This is a genomic window from Pontibacter sp. HSC-14F20 (assembly GCF_019599265.1).
In the GTDB taxonomy this organism is placed as follows: Bacteria; Bacteroidota; Bacteroidia; order Cytophagales; family Hymenobacteraceae; genus Pontibacter.
In genome coordinates this window covers 1-22,486 of the sequence record NZ_JAHZTC010000030.1, presented here as the reverse complement: position 1 = coordinate 22,486, position 22,486 = coordinate 1, and the positions used below count along the sequence as shown (strand labels likewise).

The 22,486-nt window shown below is 48.2% G+C and carries 26 protein-coding genes; 7 read left to right on the top strand and 19 right to left on the bottom strand.

All coding sequences use genetic code 11. The features are described from left to right. Positions 1-101 precede the first annotated feature (101 nt). From K3G39_RS19705 to K3G39_RS19645, 13 genes are all read right to left on the bottom strand, one after another. Entirely contained in the window at positions 102-1,274 is a 1,173-nt protein-coding gene (locus K3G39_RS19705) for a right-handed parallel beta-helix repeat-containing protein (protein WP_220627895.1), read from the bottom strand. 613 nt (positions 1,275-1,887) lie between these two features. Next, positions 1,888-2,151, bottom strand: coding sequence for a hypothetical protein (locus K3G39_RS19700; RefSeq protein WP_220627894.1), 264 nt, complete (start codon positions 2,149-2,151; stop codon positions 1,888-1,890). A 246-nt stretch (positions 2,152-2,397) separates the two neighbouring features. Further along, positions 2,398-2,715: a hypothetical protein gene (locus tag K3G39_RS19695; protein WP_220627893.1), complete on the bottom strand. Its 318-nt coding sequence runs from the start codon at positions 2,713-2,715 to the stop codon at positions 2,398-2,400. A gap of 21 nt (positions 2,716-2,736) precedes the next feature. Beyond that, entirely contained in the window at positions 2,737-3,306 is a 570-nt protein-coding gene (locus K3G39_RS19690) for a helix-turn-helix domain-containing protein (protein ID WP_220627892.1), read from the bottom strand. A gap of 232 nt (positions 3,307-3,538) precedes the next feature. Then, a complete protein-coding gene (gene mnmE, locus K3G39_RS19685; RefSeq protein WP_370627290.1) occupies positions 3,539-4,915 on the bottom strand; it encodes a tRNA uridine-5-carboxymethylaminomethyl(34) synthesis GTPase MnmE in 1,377 nt (458 codons plus the stop codon). 73 nt (positions 4,916-4,988) lie between these two features. Further along, positions 4,989-5,534, bottom strand: coding sequence for a thioredoxin fold domain-containing protein (locus tag K3G39_RS19680; RefSeq protein WP_220627890.1), 546 nt, complete (start codon positions 5,532-5,534; stop codon positions 4,989-4,991). A gap of 75 nt (positions 5,535-5,609) precedes the next feature. After that, positions 5,610-6,488, bottom strand: coding sequence for a metal ABC transporter permease (locus tag K3G39_RS19675; RefSeq protein ID WP_220627889.1), 879 nt, complete (start codon positions 6,486-6,488; stop codon positions 5,610-5,612). A gap of 222 nt (positions 6,489-6,710) precedes the next feature. After that, positions 6,711-7,994: an iron chelate uptake ABC transporter family permease subunit gene (locus K3G39_RS19670; RefSeq protein ID WP_220627888.1), complete on the bottom strand. Its 1,284-nt coding sequence runs from the start codon at positions 7,992-7,994 to the stop codon at positions 6,711-6,713. A 219-nt stretch (positions 7,995-8,213) separates the two neighbouring features. Then, positions 8,214-9,005, bottom strand: coding sequence for a metal ABC transporter ATP-binding protein (locus K3G39_RS19665; RefSeq protein ID WP_220627887.1), 792 nt, complete (start codon positions 9,003-9,005; stop codon positions 8,214-8,216). 12 nt (positions 9,006-9,017) lie between these two features. Then, positions 9,018-9,950 (bottom strand): metal ABC transporter solute-binding protein, Zn/Mn family, encoded by a 933-nt coding sequence (locus K3G39_RS19660; protein ID WP_220627886.1) that lies wholly within the window; start codon positions 9,948-9,950, stop codon positions 9,018-9,020. Between the two features lies 1 nt (position 9,951). After that, on the bottom strand, positions 9,952-10,608 hold the full coding sequence (locus tag K3G39_RS19655) for a metal-dependent transcriptional regulator (protein ID WP_220627885.1): 657 nt from the start codon (positions 10,606-10,608) through the stop codon (positions 9,952-9,954). A gap of 152 nt (positions 10,609-10,760) precedes the next feature. Further along, on the bottom strand, positions 10,761-11,759 hold the full coding sequence (locus tag K3G39_RS19650; RefSeq protein WP_220627884.1) for a 3-oxoacyl-ACP synthase III family protein: 999 nt from the start codon (positions 11,757-11,759) through the stop codon (positions 10,761-10,763). Positions 11,760-11,835: 76 nt separating this feature from the next. Then, positions 11,836-12,975, bottom strand: coding sequence for a glycosyltransferase (locus tag K3G39_RS19645; RefSeq protein ID WP_220627883.1), 1,140 nt, complete (start codon positions 12,973-12,975; stop codon positions 11,836-11,838). 51 nt (positions 12,976-13,026) lie between these two features. Here K3G39_RS19645 and K3G39_RS19640 point away from each other — a divergent pair, with 51 nt between their 5' ends. Further along, positions 13,027-13,839, top strand: coding sequence for a 2,3,4,5-tetrahydropyridine-2,6-dicarboxylate N-succinyltransferase (locus tag K3G39_RS19640; protein ID WP_220627882.1), 813 nt, complete (start codon positions 13,027-13,029; stop codon positions 13,837-13,839). 79 nt (positions 13,840-13,918) lie between these two features. Here K3G39_RS19640 and K3G39_RS19635 read toward each other — a convergent pair whose 3' ends face one another. Then, complete coding sequence (locus K3G39_RS19635; protein ID WP_220627881.1) at positions 13,919-14,308, bottom strand: VOC family protein; 390 nt, start codon at positions 14,306-14,308, stop codon at positions 13,919-13,921. A 2-nt stretch (positions 14,309-14,310) separates the two neighbouring features. Next, entirely contained in the window at positions 14,311-15,216 is a 906-nt protein-coding gene (locus tag K3G39_RS19630) for a 3-hydroxybutyryl-CoA dehydrogenase (protein WP_220627880.1), read from the bottom strand. Between the two features lie 434 nt (positions 15,217-15,650). On the opposite strand from K3G39_RS19630, the gene K3G39_RS19625 reads away from it, so the two are divergent. Then, on the top strand, positions 15,651-15,803 hold the full coding sequence (locus tag K3G39_RS19625; RefSeq protein ID WP_108212983.1) for a lmo0937 family membrane protein: 153 nt from the start codon (positions 15,651-15,653) through the stop codon (positions 15,801-15,803). A gap of 67 nt (positions 15,804-15,870) precedes the next feature. After that, on the top strand, positions 15,871-16,020 hold the full coding sequence (locus K3G39_RS19620) for a lmo0937 family membrane protein (RefSeq protein ID WP_007660460.1): 150 nt from the start codon (positions 15,871-15,873) through the stop codon (positions 16,018-16,020). 75 nt (positions 16,021-16,095) lie between these two features. Here K3G39_RS19620 and K3G39_RS19615 read toward each other — a convergent pair whose 3' ends face one another. Together K3G39_RS19615 and K3G39_RS19610 are read right to left on the bottom strand one after the other, a co-directional pair. Further along, a complete protein-coding gene (locus K3G39_RS19615; protein WP_255594540.1) occupies positions 16,096-16,707 on the bottom strand; it encodes a hypothetical protein in 612 nt (203 codons plus the stop codon). A gap of 105 nt (positions 16,708-16,812) precedes the next feature. Next, positions 16,813-18,438 carry an ABC-F family ATP-binding cassette domain-containing protein gene (locus K3G39_RS19610; RefSeq protein WP_220627878.1) on the bottom strand — a complete coding sequence of 542 codons (1,626 nt, stop codon included), beginning with the start codon at positions 18,436-18,438 and terminating at the stop codon, positions 16,813-16,815. Between the two features lie 333 nt (positions 18,439-18,771). On the opposite strand from K3G39_RS19610, the gene K3G39_RS19605 reads away from it, so the two are divergent. Together K3G39_RS19605 and K3G39_RS19600 are read left to right on the top strand one after the other, a co-directional pair. Continuing rightward, entirely contained in the window at positions 18,772-19,242 is a 471-nt protein-coding gene (locus K3G39_RS19605) for a DUF4199 domain-containing protein (RefSeq protein ID WP_220627877.1), read from the top strand. A 51-nt stretch (positions 19,243-19,293) separates the two neighbouring features. Beyond that, positions 19,294-19,752: a DUF4199 domain-containing protein gene (locus K3G39_RS19600; RefSeq protein ID WP_220627876.1), complete on the top strand. Its 459-nt coding sequence runs from the start codon at positions 19,294-19,296 to the stop codon at positions 19,750-19,752. Positions 19,753-19,850: 98 nt separating this feature from the next. Here the strand turns inward: K3G39_RS19600 and K3G39_RS19595 are convergent, their stop codons facing one another. After that, on the bottom strand, positions 19,851-20,081 hold the full coding sequence (locus tag K3G39_RS19595; RefSeq protein ID WP_220627875.1) for a hypothetical protein: 231 nt from the start codon (positions 20,079-20,081) through the stop codon (positions 19,851-19,853). Between the two features lie 314 nt (positions 20,082-20,395). On the opposite strand from K3G39_RS19595, the gene K3G39_RS19590 reads away from it, so the two are divergent. Then, positions 20,396-20,794, top strand: coding sequence for a hypothetical protein (locus K3G39_RS19590; protein ID WP_220627874.1), 399 nt, complete (start codon positions 20,396-20,398; stop codon positions 20,792-20,794). Between the two features lie 52 nt (positions 20,795-20,846). Here the strand turns inward: K3G39_RS19590 and K3G39_RS19585 are convergent, their stop codons facing one another. After that, complete coding sequence (locus tag K3G39_RS19585) at positions 20,847-21,236, bottom strand: hypothetical protein (protein WP_220627873.1); 390 nt, start codon at positions 21,234-21,236, stop codon at positions 20,847-20,849. 268 nt (positions 21,237-21,504) lie between these two features. Here K3G39_RS19585 and K3G39_RS19580 point away from each other — a divergent pair, with 268 nt between their 5' ends. Then, on the top strand, positions 21,505-22,320 hold the full coding sequence (locus tag K3G39_RS19580; protein WP_220627872.1) for a murein L,D-transpeptidase catalytic domain family protein: 816 nt from the start codon (positions 21,505-21,507) through the stop codon (positions 22,318-22,320). Positions 22,321-22,486 lie beyond the last annotated feature (166 nt).

Here is a 22,486-nt window from a genome sequence, read left to right as displayed (position 1 = left end):
TCCGCTTCCACTACTATAAACGCGCTGATTTTAAGTTTATTCATTATCATTTAGAGACAAGCTGAAAAGCAAAAAGCTGCCCATAGGTATAGGCAGCTTTTCTACTTATGAATTAACGGAGTCTTATTTACCGGGAATGAGGTCGATGATCTATAGCGCTGGCCTTCATCGTCTTTGGCCGGAGTCCAGAGTACCATGTTCACAGTAGCTTCTTTCTTCTCAACGTTGCCATCTTCTTTAGTGCCCAGCATAGTAGTTACCAGGTACGTGCCTTTCGGACGTGTGTCGTTGGCCATGCCCGCTCCTTGTTTGGCTTTGTTACGGCTGATGGTAACGTTGGTGAGTACGGGCATGGAGGCCGAGAAATAGAGGCCGCCTCCCATGTTGTTTGTGGCTTCATTCCCAATAATAAGGGAATTGGTAAGGGTGGGGCTGGAGTTGTAGCTATACAGGCCACCTCCATCGTGGGTGCCGATATTATCCCTGATGACAAGATAGCTCAGATCGGAGTAGGTGTTACTGCGGATATAAATACCTCCTCCGTTGGTTGCCCTGTTGCCTCTGATGGTAGCATGCATTATATTCGATGAAAACGCTTCGCTGTAGATCCCCCCACCCCGGTCGCTTGCCGCATTGTTCATAACAGTCAGGTGGGTGAGGCCTGGGGATACTTCAGAAATGTATATACCCCCGCCATGGCTCCGGGAAATCGGACGCGTGTTTACCGTGATACTTCCCGTGCCGTTGGCATTCCCGCCCCGTATGGTGAGGCCGTCCAACAGCATACCTAAAGCATACTCAGCTCCGAACACAACAACATGGTAGGCATTTTCTGAGTAGGTGCTGAGGTTACCGGGGATGTCATTGCCATTAAAGTCTCCGCTGAGTACGGTCACATTGACATCCGGATTACGCTGCTCAAGTTTGGTTTCGCTGCCGTTAAAGCCGCCATAGATTTTTACATAGGCTCTGAGCACAAAGGCGTTATCACGATTATGGGGTGTAACAGTATTTGGCGCATTGGCCTTGCGGTTAGGCTTGTAAGTGCCCCTGGCGACCCATATATCGCCACCAGCATCAAGGGAATTGATCATGGCCTGCAGATCGCTCGAGGCTTGGGCCCAGGAGCTGCCGTCACCTGTACCACCCGGTTTCACATAGCGGGTATGCTGGGCTGTGCTCTGTTCAGCAAGTAAAAACAAAAAAACAAAAGCAATCAAACCTGGCAGTAGCTTGGATGTAGGGAGGTGGTTAAGCAGCATTCGTGGGCGCATGAGCTATTCAATTTTTAATTTCCAATTCTGTATAGTGGTATTAAAATTTTGTATGCCTATAGTTGACAGCTTACACAGTCCCACTGATAGCCCCCGCATCCTCCATAGTAGGAAGAAAATCAAAGGAAAGCGACTTCCAAGGTGTGTAAACTGCTACATTGTAGTTTAAACATTGATAGGTGAATTGTAAAATTATCATGATTGATTTTATAGAAAGATGATTGCCTGCCTCGCTTTGTCTCCGTTTTAAATCCGAGACAAAGTTTGGCGATCCAGGCCCAGAAAGGGTTGTTCTCACTAACCCCAGCCAGGCTAGTGAAACAGACAGTGCGGGGAGTTAATGACATGTTGTTAGTTGCGGTGTGCAGGACGCTGTCTAAGGATAAGGCATTTCGGACCAACCCGTAGCGGATTTATAGAACAAGCCTAGTCTATTTTATATAGGCAGGATCCAGTTGTAATACGGGCAAGTACATGGCAACAACCCGAATGCTTTTACCGCTAAGGAGCACGCAGGATCGCCCACATTTACATACTGTATCGGCGGCATTTTAAAAAAACAAGCCCTCCAAAACCGTGTTTTGGAGGGCTGAGTGGGAAGGCTTTTAGAATCTTATAAATTGCTGAGCCAACTGTTCCTGAGCGCCAACTGTTTTGGAGTAGCATGGTCATCTAGTTTAAACTGGTGCCTCAGCTCCTCTTCTTTTTCCATAACGGTGGTCTTTATTTCCTGTTTATTACCGTTGCGCAGCACAATGTAATTATTGGCATCGCCTGGCTTGGCTGCGGATAGTTTCTTAATCTCTTGCTGGGCGTTTTCGAGTGTTATGTTTACGCCGTTGAATGCAACCAGCACATCGCCATTTTGCAGACCCATTGCCTGAATCTTTTCATCTACTTTGGAAAAAAGGATATGACCGTCTGCGAACGTGAACGCATACCCTACATGGGGCTTTATATTCCCTGCTTTAACCGATTCCTGATACTGAATGCCCAGTTTACCGAAATACTCACGTAGCGGTAATGCTTCTGCATCTTTTACATAGCGATTAAAGAAATCTTCGATCTCAGGGTAAGTTCTGGAGGCAAAGAGGTGAAAGAAATCAGCCTCCGGAAATACACCCTACCCGTTGATCAGTGCGTGATCATTTTCCAGGGAGGTGCCACACATGGCGTATACCTTGTTTTCTTCAACAGGTGTATCCCAGGTATCGGCTATTTGGTAGGTAATTCGGCGCACTTTGGCCGGCTTGCTCAGCTGCCACTGATTGGTACTTACCTGCTTTACTTCCAGTCCACGTCCTTTTTTATCGAAGGCTTTGAAATTCTGAACAAAGCGGCCGATGTCCATCGTCTGGTAAGTGCCGGGCGCAGTGGCTGCAAACTGGTAAATATTATGCTCAGCCTTCAGCCCTTCTACATCCAAGGTTACTTTTGTCATGACAATAAGAATTTATTTGGATCATAAAATGGGGCCCAGGAGGACATCAATCGGTTTTCTGGGGACATAGGCATAAATGCCCTGCCTGTACTTCGGGATGTTGTGGCGCATGATCAGGTCATACAGCGCCTTTTCAGAAATTCGGTACTGTTGCTGCTGCACCTGCGTCAAGGTATAGCAGTCCACAGGATTGAATGTGGGAGGTGCGAACTGCTCTGGAGAATGCGCTAACGGGGTCAGCTGAAACAGTTTGTCAATGTCAGTGCGCTTGATAATGGTTTTACGGGCACACAGCTGCACGGCAGGAAGGATCTTGCCTTTGATCAGGTTGTAAACGGTTTGCCTGCTGCAGTTAATCAGCAGGGCCGTATCCCGGATCGTCAGAAACTCCTTCGCCTTGATGTCTTCCAGTGGTCTGTTGCGCTTGCGTTCGGTTTCCCTGTTGCTGTCCGCCACTTTAGCAGCCTTCTGTCTGGCTTTGTAGGCACGCTTGACACATTTGTCGTCGCAGTATTGGGTGACGGTCGTTCTGGCGGTGAACTCCTGTCCGCATTGCTGGCAGATACGCTGTATTCTGATGTTTGAACTCATTCCTGATAAGTGTAGATAGAGTTAGCTAAGTGCCATTAGTGTTAAATAAGTCAAATAATCTCCCCTGCTTTCAGTAGTGGGGTACAAATACTGTATTTTGGGTACAGACGAGGTACAACAGCAGTATAAAAATATGTATATTGATAAGCAAGAAGGATGGGGTGCAAAAAAGCCTGATTATCAGGCATAATCAGGCTTTTGAAGTAATGTAATATTGTGTTATTTAAAGAATCTACTTGCCGATGCAGAACTTCGTGAAAATATTATCCAGTAAGTCATCTGTTGTTATTTCCCCCGTTATCTCGCCAAGGCTATACAGTGCCCGGCGAATATCGGCAGCTACCAGGTCGCCGCTCATACCTGATCCAATGCCGTTGAGCACGTCGTCAAGCGCTTCGCAGGTTTTATTCAGGCTGTCGACGTGGCGCAGGTTGGTTACGATGGTCTGCTGCTGAGTGTTGAGCTTGCCCAGGTTCACCTTGTCTACCAGTGCCTGTTTCAGGTCTTCCAGGTGAGCACCCTCTGCAGCTGAAATCTGTACCAATCCTTCTATACCTTCAAAAGCCGCCAGTTTATCCGGTGTGGCCTGGTCTATTTTATTCGCGACAGGCAGGAAAGGCAAATTCTTCGGGTTGAGCACCTCCAGTTCGGACAGCAGTTCTTCCGGTGTTGTGGTGGTAATGTCAAATAGGTAAATGATAAGCGAGGACTGGCTCAGCTTCTGCATCGTGCGCTCCACGCCAATAGCTTCTACTTTGTCAGTAGTTTCGCGCAGACCGGCTGTATCGATAAAACGGAACGTAACACCTCCGATGTTGATCTCGTCTTCAATAAAGTCACGGGTCGTACCCGGCACATCCGACACGATGGCTTTTTCTTCGTTTAGGAGCTTATTGAGCAGAGTAGACTTGCCGGCATTGGGTTTGCCCACGATCACGGTCGGCACGCCGTTTTTGATCACGTTGCCCAGCTCGAATGACTTGAGCAGTTCGCGTATGATCTGCTGTATGTTCAGAATCAGGGTGCGCAGTTGGTTGCGGTCTGCAAACTCCACATCTTCCTCCCCGAAATCCAGCTCCAACTCAATCATGGAAGCAAAGTGTACCAGTTCACTCCGTAGCCGCTTAATCTCTTGTGAGAAGCCGCCGCGCATCTGCTTCATGGCTACTTCATGCGAGAGGGCAGAGTCAGAGGCGATCAGGTCGGCCACGGCTTCGGCCTGTGCCAGGTCAAATTGTCCGTTCAGGAAGGCGCGCTTCGTAAACTCTCCGGCATTGGCCAATCTTGTGCCTTTCTTCAAAAGCAACTGCATGATCTGCTGCACAATAAAATCGGAGCCGTGGCAGGAGATTTCCACCACGTTTTCTTTGGTATAAGAGTGAGGCCCCACAAAAAGCGAAACCAGCACTTCGTCTATGATTTTATCACCATCGCGGAGCGTACCCAAATGGATGGTATGGCTAGGCTGCTTTGTAAGATCCTTGCCTTTGAAAACGGAGTTTGTAATGGTAATGGCCTCAGGGCCTGAAAGACGGATCACCGCAATGGCGCCTGTGCCAGACGCTGTGGCTACCGCTGCAATGGTATCGGTATGTAGAAACTGGTGCATCAAGGTATAGCAGGTGTTTTAAAACACAAAATTACGGATTAATCAGGCATTCTGCACCAAACGTTCGTCATTACTACTTTTTGGTATATTCTTCCCAGGTTTTAGACTTGTGGTGATTGTCTCCGAAATAGGTCAGAACCTGATGGAAAGTGGTCGCATCAAGATAGCCGGGAACGGGCGTGAGCATGTTAAATTTCTCGTCCAGGTATACGGTGGTCGGGTAGCTCATCTGCCCTTGCAGGAGGGCAACGGCCAGCTCGTGCGCCCGGTACTGCTCCTGATAGGTATAGGTATGGCCGTTGAGCGTGATCGGTTTTTTACCCTCGGCATCCAGCTTCACGGCATAGTAGTTTTTGTTGATATAAGCCACCACGGCAGGATCGGTGAAAGTAGACTTGTCCATTTTCTTGCACCAGCCGCACCAGTCCGTGTACACGTCGATGACCACTTTGCGTGGTTGCTTTTTGATCTTCTCAGCAGCATCCTCTATGCTGATCCAGTTGATTTTAGCTCCTTTCTGGCTGGCTGTTACTGCAGTTGTCGTTCTATGCCAGGAGGTATAGCCTGACAGTAAAAGCATCAGCACAAGCAAGGGTAGGAGGTATATTTTCTTTGGCATGATAAGTTTTTTTTTGAATCAGAACGGTTAAAGAGAGGCTTCCGGTATTCATTGCTTTATACCTTGTCTTTCAGGCTAATGTCCGACCATCTGCACCCGTTTCTGCCTGCGCAGTTTGCCATGTGTAGGCGAGAAAAGGAAAGCCAGCAGGAACTCAATACCTGTTACGGTGGCGATAGCACCGGCAATTGAACCATCCAGCCACACGGCCAGGTAGTAACCCGCAAAAGAAGCAATGATTCCCAACAAAACAGAGATTCCCAACATATTTTTGAAATCGTCGGTTAGCAGGTAGGAGGTGGCAGGCGGTGCGACCAGGAAAGCTACTACGAGGATCGCCCCCACAGACTCAAAGGAAGCGACCGTTGTGAGCGACACCGCGCCCATTAGCAGGTAATACCAAAGGGTAGTAGAAATACCAATAGCTGCTGCAAAGGCAGGATCAAAAGTGGTCAGGAAAAGCTCTTTATACCCCAGTACAATGAAAGCACCGATTAGCAGCGTGACTAGAGCCAGCATCCAAACTGTACGCGGACCCATGCTCAGGCCTCCTTTGGTAATGATCAGGTCGAGCGGCACGTACGCAATTTCGCCATACAGCACACAGTCCTGGTCCAGGTCCACCTGCCCGGCAAATACGGAAATGAGGATGATGCCAATAGCAAAGAGCCAGGTGAAGGTAACCCCAATGGCCGCATCGGCCTGCACCCGTGCATAACGATGGAAGAATTCGATCAGGAAGGTGGTGAGCACACCCAGCAATCCGGCCCCGATGAGCATCGGAATCGTGTCACGCGAGCCGGTTAACATAAAAGCGATTACGATGCCTGGCAACACAGCATGCGAAATGGCATCGCCCACCATGGCCATGCGCCGAAGTATCAGGAAACAACCCAACAGACTGCAGCACGTCGCTACTAAACTTCCCGTCAATATGATCCAGAATGCGTTCACGTTTGTTTTGATGGTTAAATGGATGAATTGCTAAATTGTTGAGTTGTTAAATGGTTTTGTGCACGATCCAGACAGGTTGTATCTACAGTTGGTTAGAATTTATACTGCCCTTGCACTGTCTGCCGTCCTAGTACGACGGTAAACGATAACGTCACTACATTTTAGCTTCCTTGCTGTCTAAAATTTTAATTATCATTCACTCACTCCTTCACGCACTTCAAACTACGGTATTCTGGCGCTGTGCGGATCGAGGTCGGGGTAGTTGAGTTCTTCAATCAGGCGCTGCTCCAGCTCCGGGGTAATGATGTGCTCGATCGTTTCGGCGTCTTCGTGCACGTGGTCGGAGGCCAGGTTCAGGTACTGCGTCAGGTATAGCTCCCACAAGCGGTGTAGGCGAACCACCCGGCGACCGCGTTTCTCACCTTCCGGGGTCAGCAACCAACGACCGTCATCTTTCTGAAGATAACCCTGCCGTTTTAACTTTTGCAAACCGCCAAGAGCTTCGCTTTTAGGTATGTTGCGCCGCTCCAGCAACTCCTCCAGACTGCGGGCGCTGCCGTAGTCCTGCCGGAGTTCGCCTAATTGGTAAAGTAGTTTGAGTAGGTTTTCCTCCAGAATCCGTGTTTTGTTGCGCCGCTGACGCAAAATGCGGGCAACCCAGCCACGACCGGGAGCCAGGGCAAAGGACAGGATCGCGATCATCGACACGATCAGCACGATCCAGGGACCGGTTGGCATGGAAGGAGCAGTGTACGAAACAAAGGCACCTGCTATACCTGAAAAAGCCCCAATCAGCGCGGCGAGCACGAGCATCACCTTCAGGTTTTCGGTCCAGAAACGAGCCGCAGCAGCCGGTGTGATCAGCATGGCAGCCATCAGCACGACGCCCACAGCCTGTATACCTACCACCACGGCAAAAACGGTGAGTGTGGTAAGGAGTAACTCAAGTCCGCGCACCGGAAAACCGATGGTACGGGCATAGGCTTGATCAAAACAAAGGAGTGTAAGTTCTTTAAAGAACAGCACCACAGCTACCAGAAGCAAAACGGCGACTACCCCAAAAGCGATCAGATCTTCCCCGATCAGCGAAGCAGCACTACCGAATAAGAATTTGTCAAGTCCACTCTGAGCGGCATTGCCGGTCTGTTGAATGGCGGTGAGCAGTAAAATGCCGATACCAAAAAACACGGAAAGCACCAACCCGATGGCCGTGTCTTCTTTAATTCGGGAACGGGAAGTTATGTAATCGATCACCACCAACGAAAGCCAGCCTGTGACAAAAGCACCGATCAGTAGAATGAACGGGTTTTTGGTTCCTGACAGGATAAAGGCCAGACAGACCCCCGGCAACACCGCATGGGCCACCGCATCACCCACCAGCGCCCGCTTGCGCAGCAGCGTAAAGCAGCCCACCACCGCCGAACTGGCAGCCAGCAGCACCGAGCCCAGCGTCACGTACCGTATGTTGGCATCCGTAAACGAGAAAAACTCTATGAAGTCCTGCATTTTTTAAATGGTTAAATCGTTGATGGTTAAATGGTTAGATTATTGATGGTTAACTTGTTAATTGTTTTATCCAGTGATGCTGTTTTAGGTAAAATAGCCTGCAAATGCGAAACTTATACTACCAATTGGTAGCCGCGGCAATTCCCTCCCTCGTAGAGACGGGGGTGGGTGTGCACCCAGCTATTAGCGAATAACCATTAACCATCAACATTTAAAAATTCAACTCTTCTCCCTGGCCGGGAATTCCTGTTTGCGGAGGAGGTCACCAACTTTGCTGAGCAGGGTGAGTTTTCCGCCATAGGTTTGCTCTAGCAGTTCCTGGTTCAGTACCTGTTCAGTAGGGCCGGAGGCTACCAGGCGCATGTTGAGCAGCACCACCCAGTCAAAGTATTCGGAGGCGGACTGCAGGTCATGGTGTACCACAATCACCGTCTTGCCTTGGTCGCGCATCAGGCGAAGCAGCTGGATGATGGCCGTTTCGGTGGCGATATCAACGCCGGCAAAGGGCTCATCCATAAAATAAACGTCAGCATTCTGGGCCAGTGCCCGCGCCAGAAACACCCGCTGCTGCTGTCCACCGGAAAGCTGCGAGATCTGCCGGTTTGCGAAGCCCTGCATACCTACTTTTTCGAGTGCTTCCATGGCGGCGTCCTTGTCAGCTTTGCGGGGGCGCTTGAACAAACCCAATTGGCCATACCTGCCCATCAGCACCACATCAAACACCGAGGCCGGAAAATCCCAGTCCACTGACTCGCGCTGGGGTACGTAGCTGATGCGGCTGTATACCTGTTTCAGCGGTTGGTCGAAGATGCGCACATAGCCGCTGCTTACGGGCAACAGGTTCATCATCGCTTTGATCAGGGTAGACTTGCCTGCACCGTTCGGACCGATCACGCCCACGAGCGCACCGGCTGGCAGGGTAAGATCAATGCCCCACAACACCGGCTTGCGGTCATAACTCACCGTCAGGTCATGTACTTCTACTACTGGATTTTCTACTTGAAGTATCATAGGATAGCCTTCTTATTTTAAAGAAGTTACAATCGTGTTCGTGTTGTGTCGCACCATGCCGGTATAAGTCCCCTCCGGCGTACCTTCTTCGCCCATGGCATCAGAAAACAGTGTGCCACCAATCAGCACTTTGTGGCCTCGTTTGCTGCAGCCCTGCACCACCGCCTCAATGGCCTTAGGCGACACCGAAGATTCGACGAATACCGCTTTGATCTTATTAGCCACAATGTATTTGACCAGTGAAGACACGTCCTGCAAACCAAACTCGGATAGGGTAGAGATACCCTGCAGACCACGGACCTCTATGCCATAGGCGTTGCCATAGTAGCCAAAAGCATCGTGTGCGGTGATCAGGATGCGCTGCTGTTCAGGTATGGAAGCAATGGTGGCTTTGGTTTCGTTGTGCAGTGCCGATAGCTCGCGCAGGTAGGCTGCCGTCTGCTCCTGGTATACCATGGCATGCTGCGGATCCTTTTTTTGTAGCTCGCTGCTCAGCTGCACGACTACCTTCATCCAGAGTGACACATCAAACCAAACGTGCGGGTCGTGACTGTCAGCAAAAGCAGCAGAATTCAACAGATCTGACTTTGGTATACCTGCTGTAGCGGCGAGCACAGTTTTGTAGCGGCTCAGCTTTTCCAGCACTTCGCCCATTTTACCCTCCAGGTGTAGGCCGTTGTAAATGATCACGTCCGCATCGGTCAGCATATTCAGGTCGCCCTGCGTCGCTTTGTACAGGTGGGGATCAACACCGCTTCCCATGATCGCTTCTACGTCTGCCGCATCGCCTACAATGTTTTCAACAGCATCTTTCAGTATACCTGTGGTGGTTACAATGCGCATGCGCTTTCCGGCTGGCACCTCGCCCCGGGTATCGACCTGGGTGCAGGCTGTTCCAAGTAGCATGACCAGCAGCAGGTACAGGAAAAGGACAGGAGCTTTCATACTAGGCAGACAGGAAAATATTACGTGCCACTTCACTGGATACTACCAGATTCTTTTTGTTCTCAAGGTTAATCTCCAGTGAGTTATCGTAAGGGATCTTATCTATCACTTTAATCTTGGCTCCCAGGAAAATCCCCATTTTGTCAAGATATTGAAGAAAGAGCGGTTGCGTGTCGTTAACGCCCACTACGGTGCCGGAACCATTCACTTCAAGTTCTGCTAACAGGCGCTGCTGCTTGGTATTCATCTCGCCGTCTTCTGTTGGAATCGGATCGCCGTGAGGGTCAAACTTCGGATAACCCAGAAACTCATCGAGTCGACGAATAAGCAGATCGGAGTTGATGTGCTCCAGCTCCTCTGCCATGTCATGGACTTCATCCCAGTTAAATTTCAGCTTCTCTACCAGAAAAACCTCCCACAACCTGTGTTTGCGAATGATCTGCAAAGCTACCCGTTCACCTTTCTCTGTCAGGGTTACGCCCCGGTATTTCACATAGTCGGCTATACCTTTGGCGCTCAGCTTGCGCAGCATATCCGTTACAGAGGCAGCCTTGGTGTCCAGCGCATCAGCAATTGCATTGGTGTTCACCTCATGGGTACCGCCGTCAGAAAGCTTGTAGATGGCCTTGATGTAATTTTCTTCGGTAAAGCTGTGCACGCGGTTAAAAAATTGAGTGAATAAGTGAATGAGTGAGTTAGTGAATTGTTAATGGTTAAATTGTTGAGATTTATAATTAAAATTTTGCCATTGTGACATCACTCAACCAAAAGTCACTCATACGCAAACCCACTCAATCACTCAATAAAAAATTACCATCTGATGAGCGCAGAAGCCCAGGTGAAGCCGGAACCGAAGGCGGCCATACATACCAGGTCACCTTCCTTGATGCGCCCTTCCTGTACGGCTTCGCTCAGTGCGATCGGTACAGATGCAGCCGTTGTGTTGCCGTATTTTTGAATATTACTCATCACTTTTTCGGCTGGAAGCCCCATCTTCTGTTGAATATAAGATGTGATGCGCAGGTTGGCCTGGTGAGGTATAAGCATGTCTACATCAGATGATTTATACCCATTCTGGTTAAGTGCTTCTTCAATCACTTCCGGGAAGCGTGTCACGGCATGTTTGAATACCTGGTTGCCGTTCATGTAAGGGTAAACTGTTCCCTCCTCAATCATCTCGTGCGTCAGGCGGTCCTTCTTGGTACTGCCCGGGTCGATCACAGCCAGTTCTTCGGCAAACTCGCCATCGGCGTGCAGATGCGTGGACAGAATGCCGCGTTCCGCCTTTTCAGAAGGAGTGAGTACTACAGCACCTGCTCCATCGCCAAATATCACGGATACGTTACGGCCACGGGTAGAAAAGTCGAGTCCGTTGGAGTGAATTTCAGAGCCTACCACCAGAATGTTGTTGTACATACCTGTTTTGATAAACTGGTCGGCCACAGAAAGCGCATATATAAAACCGGAACACTGGTTACGCACGTCCAGCGCGGGAATCTCTTTCAGGCCCATTTCGCGCTGCATCAGCACGCCGGAACCCGGGAATACGTAATCGGGGCTGAGGGTGGCAAATACGATCATGTCCACATCCTCGGGCTTCAATCCTGCCATTTCAAGGGCTTTCATAGAGGCTTTTGCGCCCATGTTGGAGGTTGTATCTACGCCCTCCTGGAAGTAGCGACGCTCCTGTATACCTGTTCGCTCACGGATCCATTCGTCTGAAGTTTCCATGATTTTCTCCAGGTCAAAATTGGTGACTACCTTTTCAGGAACGTAGTGGCCTACGCCGGCTATCTTTGAGTTTCGCATAATATAAGGTTTAGCTTTACAAATATACTGATTCTATTTAAATTTAGATTCGTCTAAAAATAAATTTTCAACTTGCCTATACTTCGGACAGGAGAGGTTTGATTAACTGTAGTATTTTTTTTTCTTCACTTTCCCAGTAAATGGTATCCGGTATACCTTGCTTGTAGAATTTGTGAGTGTTCAGTTCACTATACAGTCCCTGTACGTTTAGTTGACCAAAATCAATGGTCAGCCCGGCATCGTTTCCCTCTACTATACCTTGCCACAAAGGGTTGTCCTGGATCAGGATAGTTAGTCCGTGTGCCATGTACTCGTAAAGTTTTGTGGGGATGCAGCGAAAGGTACTGGCATTGGGTCGGTAGGGCAGTAATCCGATGTGGCTGCTCTGTATTTGCTGTAATATCTCATGGTGTGGTACCAACTTATTGCCACCTATTAGCTTAATAAAAGGCAGTTGATGACAAGCTTTTTTTAGTTTTGCTAAGGTATGGCCGTTAGCACAGTAGCCAATAATATTCAGTTTCACATCTGGGCGGATAGCCTGTAGCTCCTTTGTCAGATTGATCGCTTCCCAGATACCATATTCCTCCGCAATGGTGCCACTGTAGAGTAGGTATAGTGGCCCTGATGCAGGTAAGCTAACAGGTATAGCAGCATGTGGGGTTTTCTGGTTCGCCTTATACTTGTTCTCTATAAAAGTATAGCTGTTTCCTAAAAAGGGAAGTTCGTCGGCATAGCTGCGTTCGGCAAGCAGAAAGTGGTCAATGCTGCCGGCTGCCATTTTTTCAATGCCACGCACAGTCCCGGCAAGCAGGTGCTTCAGTGGCCAGCTATAGTTGTGCTGTGCCCGCAGGTTGAGGCTGTAGTTTTCCTGTATGTCGTATACAATCCGGATGCCGCCATACCTGACTTTGTACAGCAACGTTGGCAGTAGTAGTTCGTGTGTGCTCACAACGACCAACTGTGGTTTGATGTGCTGTAGCAGGCGGTAGTAGTCACATTGAGCAGTTAGGCGGCCGGTGCTGAGTCTCCTGAACCTAAAAATAGGGTGGAAATGCATGTTGGCAGGCGCACAAGTAGGTATAGGCGCTTCGTAACCGACAATGTGAATGCTCACTCCTGAAATATTACTCAAGGATATGCCCAGCTTTTCGTAAAGCCGGGTGTCATTTATGGGCTTCAGCAGCGAAGCCAGCAGGATTCTCTTTTCAGACATCGCCTAAATTTAATACTTTTACATTTTGATTCTCTAAAAACGAAAAATAGCATGGCATTACAGCAGATAATAGAGCAGGCCTGGGAAAACCGCGACTTGCTGAAAGAACAGCATACTATAGAAGCGGTTCGCGCCGTGATAGAAGAGCTGGACAAAGGTCGCCTGCGTGTGGCAGAGCCTGCTGGCAACGACTGGAAAGTAAACGAGTGGGTGAAGAAGGCAGTGCTGATGTATTTCCCGATTCAGGCGATGAAGACGATAGAAGTGGGGCCGTTTGAGTTTCATGACAAGATTGCACTCAAGACGAATTATGCGCAGCTAGGTGTGCGTGTCGTGCCGCATGCTGTGGCCCGCTACGGCGCTTTCCTTGCCAAAGGCGTAATCATGATGCCTTCGTATGTGAACATCGGTGCCTATGTGGATGAAGGTACGATGGTAGATACCTGGGCGACCGTAGGCAGTTGCGCACAAGTGGGCAAGCACGTGCACCTGAGCGGCGGTGTTGGACTGGGCGGTGTGCTGGAGCCAGTACAGGCAGCTCCTACGATTATTGAAGACGGCGCCTTTATCGGATCGCGCAGCATTCTGGTAGAGGGTTGCCGCATCGGAAAAGAAGCAGTGATCGGTGCAGGTGTGACCATCACCGGCAGCTCCAAAATCATCGACGTGACTGGTAGTGAACCAAAAGAGTACAGAGGATATGTGCCGCCGCGTGCCGTGGTTATACCTGGTTCCTATACCAAGAAATTCCCTGCGGGTGATTTTCAGGTACCCTGCGCCCTGATCATCGGTCAGCGCAAGGAAAGCACCGACCTTAAGACGTCACTAAACGAAGCGCTCCGCGAAAATGCAGTAGCAGTCTGACTTTTATACTTCCTTTATTTAACAGAAAGTCCCCAGCTGATAGGCAGGGGACTTTCTGTTTTTAAGGTATAGGTATAGCCTAGCCTCTGGAATGCAATGCGATGCGATTGCCTTCGGTGTCCAGAATCAAGGCCATGAAGCCAATGTCCTCTGCTATCAGGGTTTTGTCCTGCAGCAGTTTTCCGCCGGCCATTTCCACCCTGGCCAGTTCATTGGCCAAATCTCCGGTAGGAGAGGAGAAGTAAACCACGGCTCCATCGGCAGAAGGTTTGTACTTCACTTCGTGCTTTACAAGCGACCCTGAGGCACCTGTGCCCTCCTCGGACCAGGGGAACCACGCCATTTCCTCATCACCAATAGTTTGGTAGTGCAGGGTATAGCCAAACACGCTTTCGTAAAAACGAATGGCCCGCGGCATATCAGTTACCGGTATCTCGAACCAGCCTACTATATTAAAGGTCTGCGCCATGATTATTGCACGAAATGCTTTTTCTTGAATCGGTCTGCCACAATCAGTTCTTTGTTGCCGTGTGTCCAGGAATAGAAGCCCTGTCCTGACTTCACGCCTTTATGACCTGCCTGCACCATATTCACCAGCAGCGGGCATGGAGCGTACTTCGGATTACCAAAGCCCTCGTGCAGCACATGCAGGATAGAAAGACAAACGTCCAGACCAATAAAGTCGGCCAGTTGCAGCGGTCCCATCGGGTGCGCCATACCTAACTTCATAATCGTATCGATCTCTTCCACACCGGCCACGCCTTCATATAAAGAGTAGATCGCCTCGTTGATCATTGGCATTAAAATGCGGTTTGCCACAAAGCCCGGGTAGTCGTTGCACTCAGTCGGTACCTTGCCCAACTGCAGCGACATGTCCATCACCTGGTTGGTTACTTCGTCAGAAGTAGAGTAGCCCCGGATGATCTCGACCAGTTTCATCACCGGCACCGGATTCATGAAGTGCATACCAATTACCTTGTCCGGGCGGTTGGTGACAGAGGCGATCTTTGTAATAGAAATAGAGGAGGTGTTGCTGGCGAGTATTGCGTCAGGTTTGGCGAAAGCGTCTAGGTCTCTAAAGATCTTCAGCTTCAGGTCCACATTTTCAGTGGCTGCTTCCACGATCAGATCAGCCTCCTGCACACCCTGCTTCATATCGGTATAAGTGGTGATACGGTCCAGGGTCTGGCTCTTCTGCGCCTCCGTCAGGTTGCCTTTGGCCATGATGCGGTCAAGGTTTTTAGTAATAGTAGCAAGCGCCTTGTTAAGTGCCTCCTCCGAAATGTCAACCAGTGAAACAGGAAAACCATTCTGAGCAAATACGTGGGCTATACCGTTGCCCATAGTGCCCGAACCAATGACTGCTATTTTCTTCATAGAGATGTATGCGTATAGTTAAAAATCCATTACAAAGCTAACAGAATTCAGACAAACATCGGTTTTAAAAACATTTCTCTTGGAATACTTTTATTTTATGAGCTCAGATGAGATCGGTCGCCAACTATAGGGTACCGGGTATAGTTAATATTCTATACAAAATTATAGCAGTCAATTTTATTTCTGCGATAAGTGGCTTTTTAGCTGTAAATCAAAAGGATAGAGGGGTGTTTTCTGTCTGGCTGAATACCTGCTTTATATAATGTTTAAGCGAAGTATACAAAAAAATGCGATTATATACATCCTTTAAAGTATAGGCCCCGTAAAAAGCTTAAAACAAAAAAATGCAAAGCCGGTTAACAGCCGGTTTGGAAAGCCAAGCAGACGGTTTTGCTTTCAATGCATTGAAAAGGAGAAATTAAAACAAAACAACTATGGGAAATTTACTGTATATCATAGCCGTTGTGCTAGTAATCTTTTGGCTGATCGGATTCCTTGGGTTTCCTGATGCCGTTGGTGGAATTATCCACGTACTATTAGTGCTTGCTGTTATCGCGGTTTTACTGCGGCTGATACGAAGTGCTTAACCTATATAGCAGAACTACGTTAGATAGGGTAACAGACTATATTTTCGAAATTAAAATATTTAAAACTATGGGAAATTTATTGTATATCATAGCCGTTGTGCTAGTAATCTTTTGGCTGATCGGATTCCTGGGATTCCCTGATGCCGTTGGTGGATTGATTCACATCTTATTGGTGATCGCTGTGATCGTGGTACTGCTACGACTCATACGGGGCTAATACTAATACTACAAAAACAGAAAAGGCTGCAAAGAAATTTGCAGCCTTTTCTGTTTTTGTACCTTATACCTGTGCTTATCTTCTGAATGGAAAACTAAAACCTGCCCTGATGACCGGGTTAGAGTAAGGAGAAGCGTAAGAATCATTGAAGTTGTAAAGTAGCAGGATGTCTGCAGCACCCCGTTCGCCGATCCGCTGCCTGTAGCCGAGGCCGGCCATAGGTAAACCTATAAAGCGCCTGCTGAATTCATACACACCGGTATTGTAATTCATTAAAGGCAGCTCAACACTCAACTGCTCATACTCTCCGTGAATCAGGAAATTATCGAAGATCTGCTGTTGGGCGAAAACACGACCACCGTAGTTGTGCATACTCTCTCCCCTGAATCTCCGATAATGGTACACTCCGCCTATACCTAGCCAAAACGTTTCGGTGGCACGATACCCGACTACCGGCAAGAGCGAGATGTTTGTAAAGGTACCAAACTGCAGACCGAAACTCCCGCCCCAGAACATGCGGTCAATCAGCGCTTGTGGAGCTTCCTCACCCTGACGCACCACCTGTGGCTGAATAACTTCCGGCTGCGGTTGGGTAACGCGAGGCTGTTGCTGCTGTTGTGGCTCTGCAGTCGGTCTTGTAGGTAGCTCGCGTTTGCGGCGCACCGTATCAGGCTCAACTTGGGCCATGACCGCAGTGCTGCCCAGCAGGCAGCACAATATCAGTATCAGTAATTTGTAGCTATAGCGTAGCGGCATATCTTGTTTAATTACAGGTTGTCGCAGGTATATACGCTATACCTTGGCTGTGGCATACATTTTCTTGCGCAACTCCTTGATGTTATCGTCAGACAGATATTCCTCGTAGCCCATACGCTTGTCGATGATACCGCGCGGTGTCAGTTCGATGATGCGGTTAGCGATCGTGTCGACAAACTGCAAGTCATGCGAAGAGAACAGGATCGTGCCATCAAAATCGCGCAGGGAGTTGTTCAGCGCCGTGATCGACTCCAGGTCCAGGTGGTTGGTTGGTTCATCAAACACGAGCACGTTACCTGACTGCAGCATCATGCGGGAGAACATACAGCGTACTTTCTCGCCACCTGACAATACATTGGCTTTCTTAAGTGACTCCTCGCCTGAGAACAGCATGCGCCCCAGGAAGCCACGAATAAAGCTTTCGTCTTTCTCTACAGAATACTGGCGCAACCAGTCTACCAGATTCAGATCTGTGTCGAAAAATTCCTGATTGTCTTTCGGGAAGAAGGAAGCTGTTATCGTAGTGCCCCACTTAAATTCTCCTGAATCAGCCTGATCTTCCTCAAAAAGGATCTTGAAGAAAGTAGAGGCGGCGATGTCGTTACGACCGATTACCGCAATCTTATCTCCCTTGTCTATCATAAAAGAGATATTTGTGAAGAGCGGCTGCCCGTCGATTGACTTGCTCAGGTTATCCACGTGCAGGATCTGGTTACCGGCTTCGCGCTCAGGCTTGAAGGCGATATAAGGGTACTTGCGTGAGGACGGTTGAATGTCTTCTACGGTCAGTTTCTCAAGTAATTTGGCACGTGAAGTAGCCTGCTTCGACTTGGAAGCATTGGCGCTGAAGCGGCGGATGAATTCTTCCAGTTCTTTACGCTTATCTTCAGTCTTCTTATTGGCATCAGAACGCTGTTTCAAAGCCAGCTGGCTTGACTGGTACCAGAAACCATAATTACCGGCAAACATTTTGATCTTGCCAAAGTCAATGTCGGCCACGTGCGTACACACGGCGTCTAGGAAGTGACGGTCGTGCGATACGACGATCACGGTGTTCTGGAAGTTATCCAGGAAGTTCTCCAGCCACATGATCGACTCAGCGTCCAGGTGGTTGGTTGGTTCGTCGAGCAGGAGGATGTCCGGGTTGCCAAACAGGGCCTGCGCCAGGAGCACACGTACCTTCTCGCTCCCGCTCAGATCTTTCATCAGGGCGTAGTGCAGGTCTTCGCTGATGCCAAGTCCGCTCAGGAGTTCAGCCGCCTCATACTCAGCATTCCAGCCTTCCAGGTCAGCGAATTCGCCTTCCAGTTCAGCAGCACGTACGCCGTCAGCCTCAGAAAAATCTTCTTTGGCGTAGATGGCATCTTTTTCCTGCATGATGTCGAACAGGCGCTTGTGGCCCATAATTACCGTCAGCAGTACTTGAGACTCGTCGTACTCGAAGTGGTTCTGCTTCAGTACGGCCAGGCGGGCATTGGCCGGAATTTCTACCGTGCCGGTGTTGGGGTCAATCTCGCCGGAAAGAATTTTCAGGAACGTGGATTTGCCCGCACCATTAGCTCCGATAAGGCCATAGCAGTTGCCGGGCATAAACTTGATGGTTACATCTTCAAACAGGGTACGCTTGCCATAGGACAGGCTTACATTGTTGGTGCTGATCATAGATAGCTAAAAATGAGTATATGAAACGATTGCGGTGCAAAATTACGAAATAAAAACCGTCTTTTTTTCAAATTGCTGTAAACCAATAGGCTAAGCGTTTGCAGAGGGCGTGTTAATTGCTTTGAAATGAAGCGCTTCGGGATGCATTTCGAAAAATTTATGGCTCAAATCACAACGCCACGCCACATTCTCTAGTATATTGATTTAATTATATACGGCAGATTGCACCTGCTTTGAGGAGCTTCGTGAACAACAAGCTCTTTTTCATAACCAATCATGCAACTAATCTGTTCATTTTTAAAAACTAAGGATTCTTATTAAAACAGTATACATATGGCACTTTCAAAAATCACCTATCAAAAGGTATCGCTGAAGTATGGTATTTTCGTAGGTATAGCACACGTACTTTTTTTCCTGATCATGCGTCTGCTGGACTTACAGAACAGGATTGAGCTTTCGTTTCTGAGTGCGATCTTTCTAATCGTAGGTATAACGGTTGCTATTTCGCAGTTCAAAAAAGCGAAAGGAGGTAACATCAACTACTTTCAGGGCCTGGCGATCGGGGCCACCACCGGTGTGGTTTCCTCTACCATTCTGGCGCTTTTCCTGGTTGTTTATGTTACCGTATTGGACACAGCATACCTGGCCAGTCTGCAAACGAGTTCCCTGTTCCCGGTTAGTTTGTCGGTGCTATCACTTTTTGTGCTGACGATTATTTACGGTACCATCCCGGGCTTCCTGATCGCGTTTGTGGCCATGCAATGGTTCAAGCGTGCCGACCACGCTATGCCGGAGCGTATCTAAGCGAAGCGTTTCTTAATGGAATCAATTCAACAGACACTGCAAGCACCCACTATGGAAAAAATTGGCCTTAAATACGGCTTGTTCACGGCACTCTCATTAATCGGTTACTTTTTGCTGATGAAGCTCATTGGCCTGGAGCATATCATTGAGTTACGCTTTTTGAACGGCCTGATCATGGCAGTCGGTGTTACCTTAGCCATTCGGGCCTTCAAAAAAATGAGACAGGGTAATATCGGTTATTTCGAGGGCTTAGGAGCAGGCATCATTACCTCGGTTCTGGCAACCGTGCTGTTCGCCGTGTTTATGGTTGTTTATATTAAAGCCTTTGATGACAGGCTATTAAAAGTGCTGGCCGGTGAGCAGTTCTTCGGTGATCGAATGGCCATCACACCGGGTATTGTCATTTTTATGGTGTTGATGCTGGAAGGTGTGATTTCGGGCTTCATGGTTTCTTTCATCGCCATGCAGTGGTTTAAAAGACAAGACCACAAGGTGCCCGGCAGCCCCTGATCCGGCAGCATTTAAAACTGATTTATACCCGTGGTTATAAAAAGAGAGGCGGCCTGGAGTTTACCAGGCCGCCTCTCTTTTTGGATTTTATTGCCAGATCAACTTACGAGGTTGTCTGGCCGCTGTATGATTTGTACAACTACTTCATGTAAATCACCTTCCTCATCTTTAAGTTTATAAATAACCATGGGATTGTCTGCATCATGTATAGGCGTGATATTGACAACTTTACCTGCATCAAGTTTGTCTTCGAGCTGCTGCGCCAGGTCCTGAAACGCTTTTGCAAAATTAACCTCAAGCAAACTGGGATTATAATATTTTGTCTTCATGATTTTTTCACTTTGTATGGAGGGAGCCGCAATCGCGAAACCGGAAGCCACTGTTAAAAATGCTATTTTAGGAGTTTTCCTTTTATACTATTCTCGAAGTGCTTAGTTACAATATAGCTGCTTTTGAATACAAGTTATTTTTATAGTTTAATATCATCATGAAAACATACCTTTTGTTCGCGAATTTCATTGATTGATGCTATTAGAAAAATCTAAAAATTGTGTCTGTTTGGGTAGAACCAAAGTAATATAATTCCGTTCATAACACTATATAACATAAGAGTAGCCATTTGATGGCATAATACCTGAATACCATGAAAAGAATTATACCTCTATTAATTATATTAGCATTAGCTATAAGCACCACAGAAGCCCAGCGACTAAGAGCGGCAGATGACGAGCTTGATCTTAAAGTACTGGCTATCAGTTTGAGCGGCCCTCAAATGGCGCTACTAGAAATGAAACAGGAACTGCAACTGAGCGATGAGCAATTGATGCAGGTAGAACTGCTTCATGAAGAGCGGTACCAGCGCATGACCGAAGCAGGACTGACACAGGATGATCCGATTGAATTGCAGCGTACCTACCGCGAAATACAGATTGAGCTAGACAAGGTGCTGGCTGGCATACTTGACGAAAAACAGCTCAAGCATTTCCTGGATCTGGAGGGACGCCAGCACGTGAACATGCTAACCGGCAAGGAAGAAGAATAATTTTAAGACGTTACGATAAGCAGAAAGCCCACCATAAGGTGGGCTTTCTGCTTTATTTTGAGCCGGGAACAGGGCGCAGGTAAGTAATCTCACTTACCTTGCTGAGGGCATTGAAGCGTACCTCCGCCCGGTTGGCCTCCGAAAGTTTATTACGTTCGTTACAATGTGAGCCGGGCTCAAGGTAGTAGATAAACACACGCTGCCCCCGGCGCATGAGTTGCTCCGCATCGGGTTTGCCAAGTATGTCTTTTACTTCTGCTTCCGGTCGCCCGTATAGTTCACGGCGTATCGTGTCGAAGTCATTTGCCATGGCGCTTCGTTGCCCCTGGCAGCCTTTCCTGTCTTGTTGCCATTTCTCACTGTCGAAGCCTGCAATACGGGCAGGGTCAGCGCAGCCCATTAGCATGATCAAAAATAAGGTATAGAAGAAATACGGTTTCATGTGCTTTTTTCTTAACTCAAAATTGCAGCTTCCGGCTTTGGCATACAAGTAAAAGCGATAATTTATAAATAAGGAACTAGTTGAGCGTAAAATAATTTGGGGGCTTTTTATACTAACATTCAGGTATAGAATCGTTTAGAAATTGTTGGTTATCACAGAAGCTTAATGGAGTAGCAAATTGGATTAAACCGCCGACTAATGGAACAATTGTTGTGTTTTTCCCTGTTAGTACAGTAATTGCGTAAAACCTGATAAGAATACTAACCCTATGATAAGAGCTATTGTCACCTCTTTTGCCTTAAGTTTCATGCTGGTTGCCACTCCTGGCGGGGCTCGACCCGACGAGTCTGATCCGATGGCCCGCACAACCGAAACCCTTCTCACCTCCACCTCACTTGCCCGCCTGTCTTTCGCTGAAAAGAAACTTGCCTTCGACGAGCATGTGCAGCAGGTATATCACAGCGCTGGATTGCAAAAGGCCGGTCTATCTTATAGTGTATTTGAGCGTGCCTATACTGGTTATCATAATTTTAAGCAGGAGGCGTTAACAGCTACAGACAAGCAGATTCTGACAGTGGTTGATTTTACCAAGCCAAGCAATTTGAAGCGCATGTGGATTATTGATCTGGATGCCAATAAGGTGCTGTACAACAACCTGGTGGCGCATGGCCGCAACACTGGCAATGTAAGAGCAGAGAAGTTTTCGAACGAGCCGAATTCTAACATGAGTAGCATGGGCTTCTACCTGACAAATAAAACTTATTATGGCAAGCACGGGCTTTCGCTGCGCCTGTCAGGTATGGATGAGCAGTATAATTCCAATGCGATGGAGCGTGCCATCGTGCTGCACGGCGCTGACTATGTGAGCGATAATTTTGTGAAGCAGTACGGCCGACTGGGTCGCAGTCTGGGGTGCCCGGCTGTACCACGGGCTATCTCCGCTGACGTGATTGAACTGATCAAAGACAACACTGTGCTGTATATTCACAGTGCAGACAAAGCCTATACCTCCGACTACCTGAACACAGAACGGGCTGTTGAAGGTTTTGCAGCCCTGCAGGATGCACTTCCTTTGAATACCTAATTCGGATAAATATTAACACGAAAAAGCCACCTTATTAACAGGAGGGCACTGAAAAAGTCCCTCATTTAGGAGCAACCCTTAGAAGCGATCAGGTAAAACCATGTTTTTACCTGATCGCTTCTCTTATTATCAGAAGTCGTGCTGGCCAACCGAACGATCACTTGTA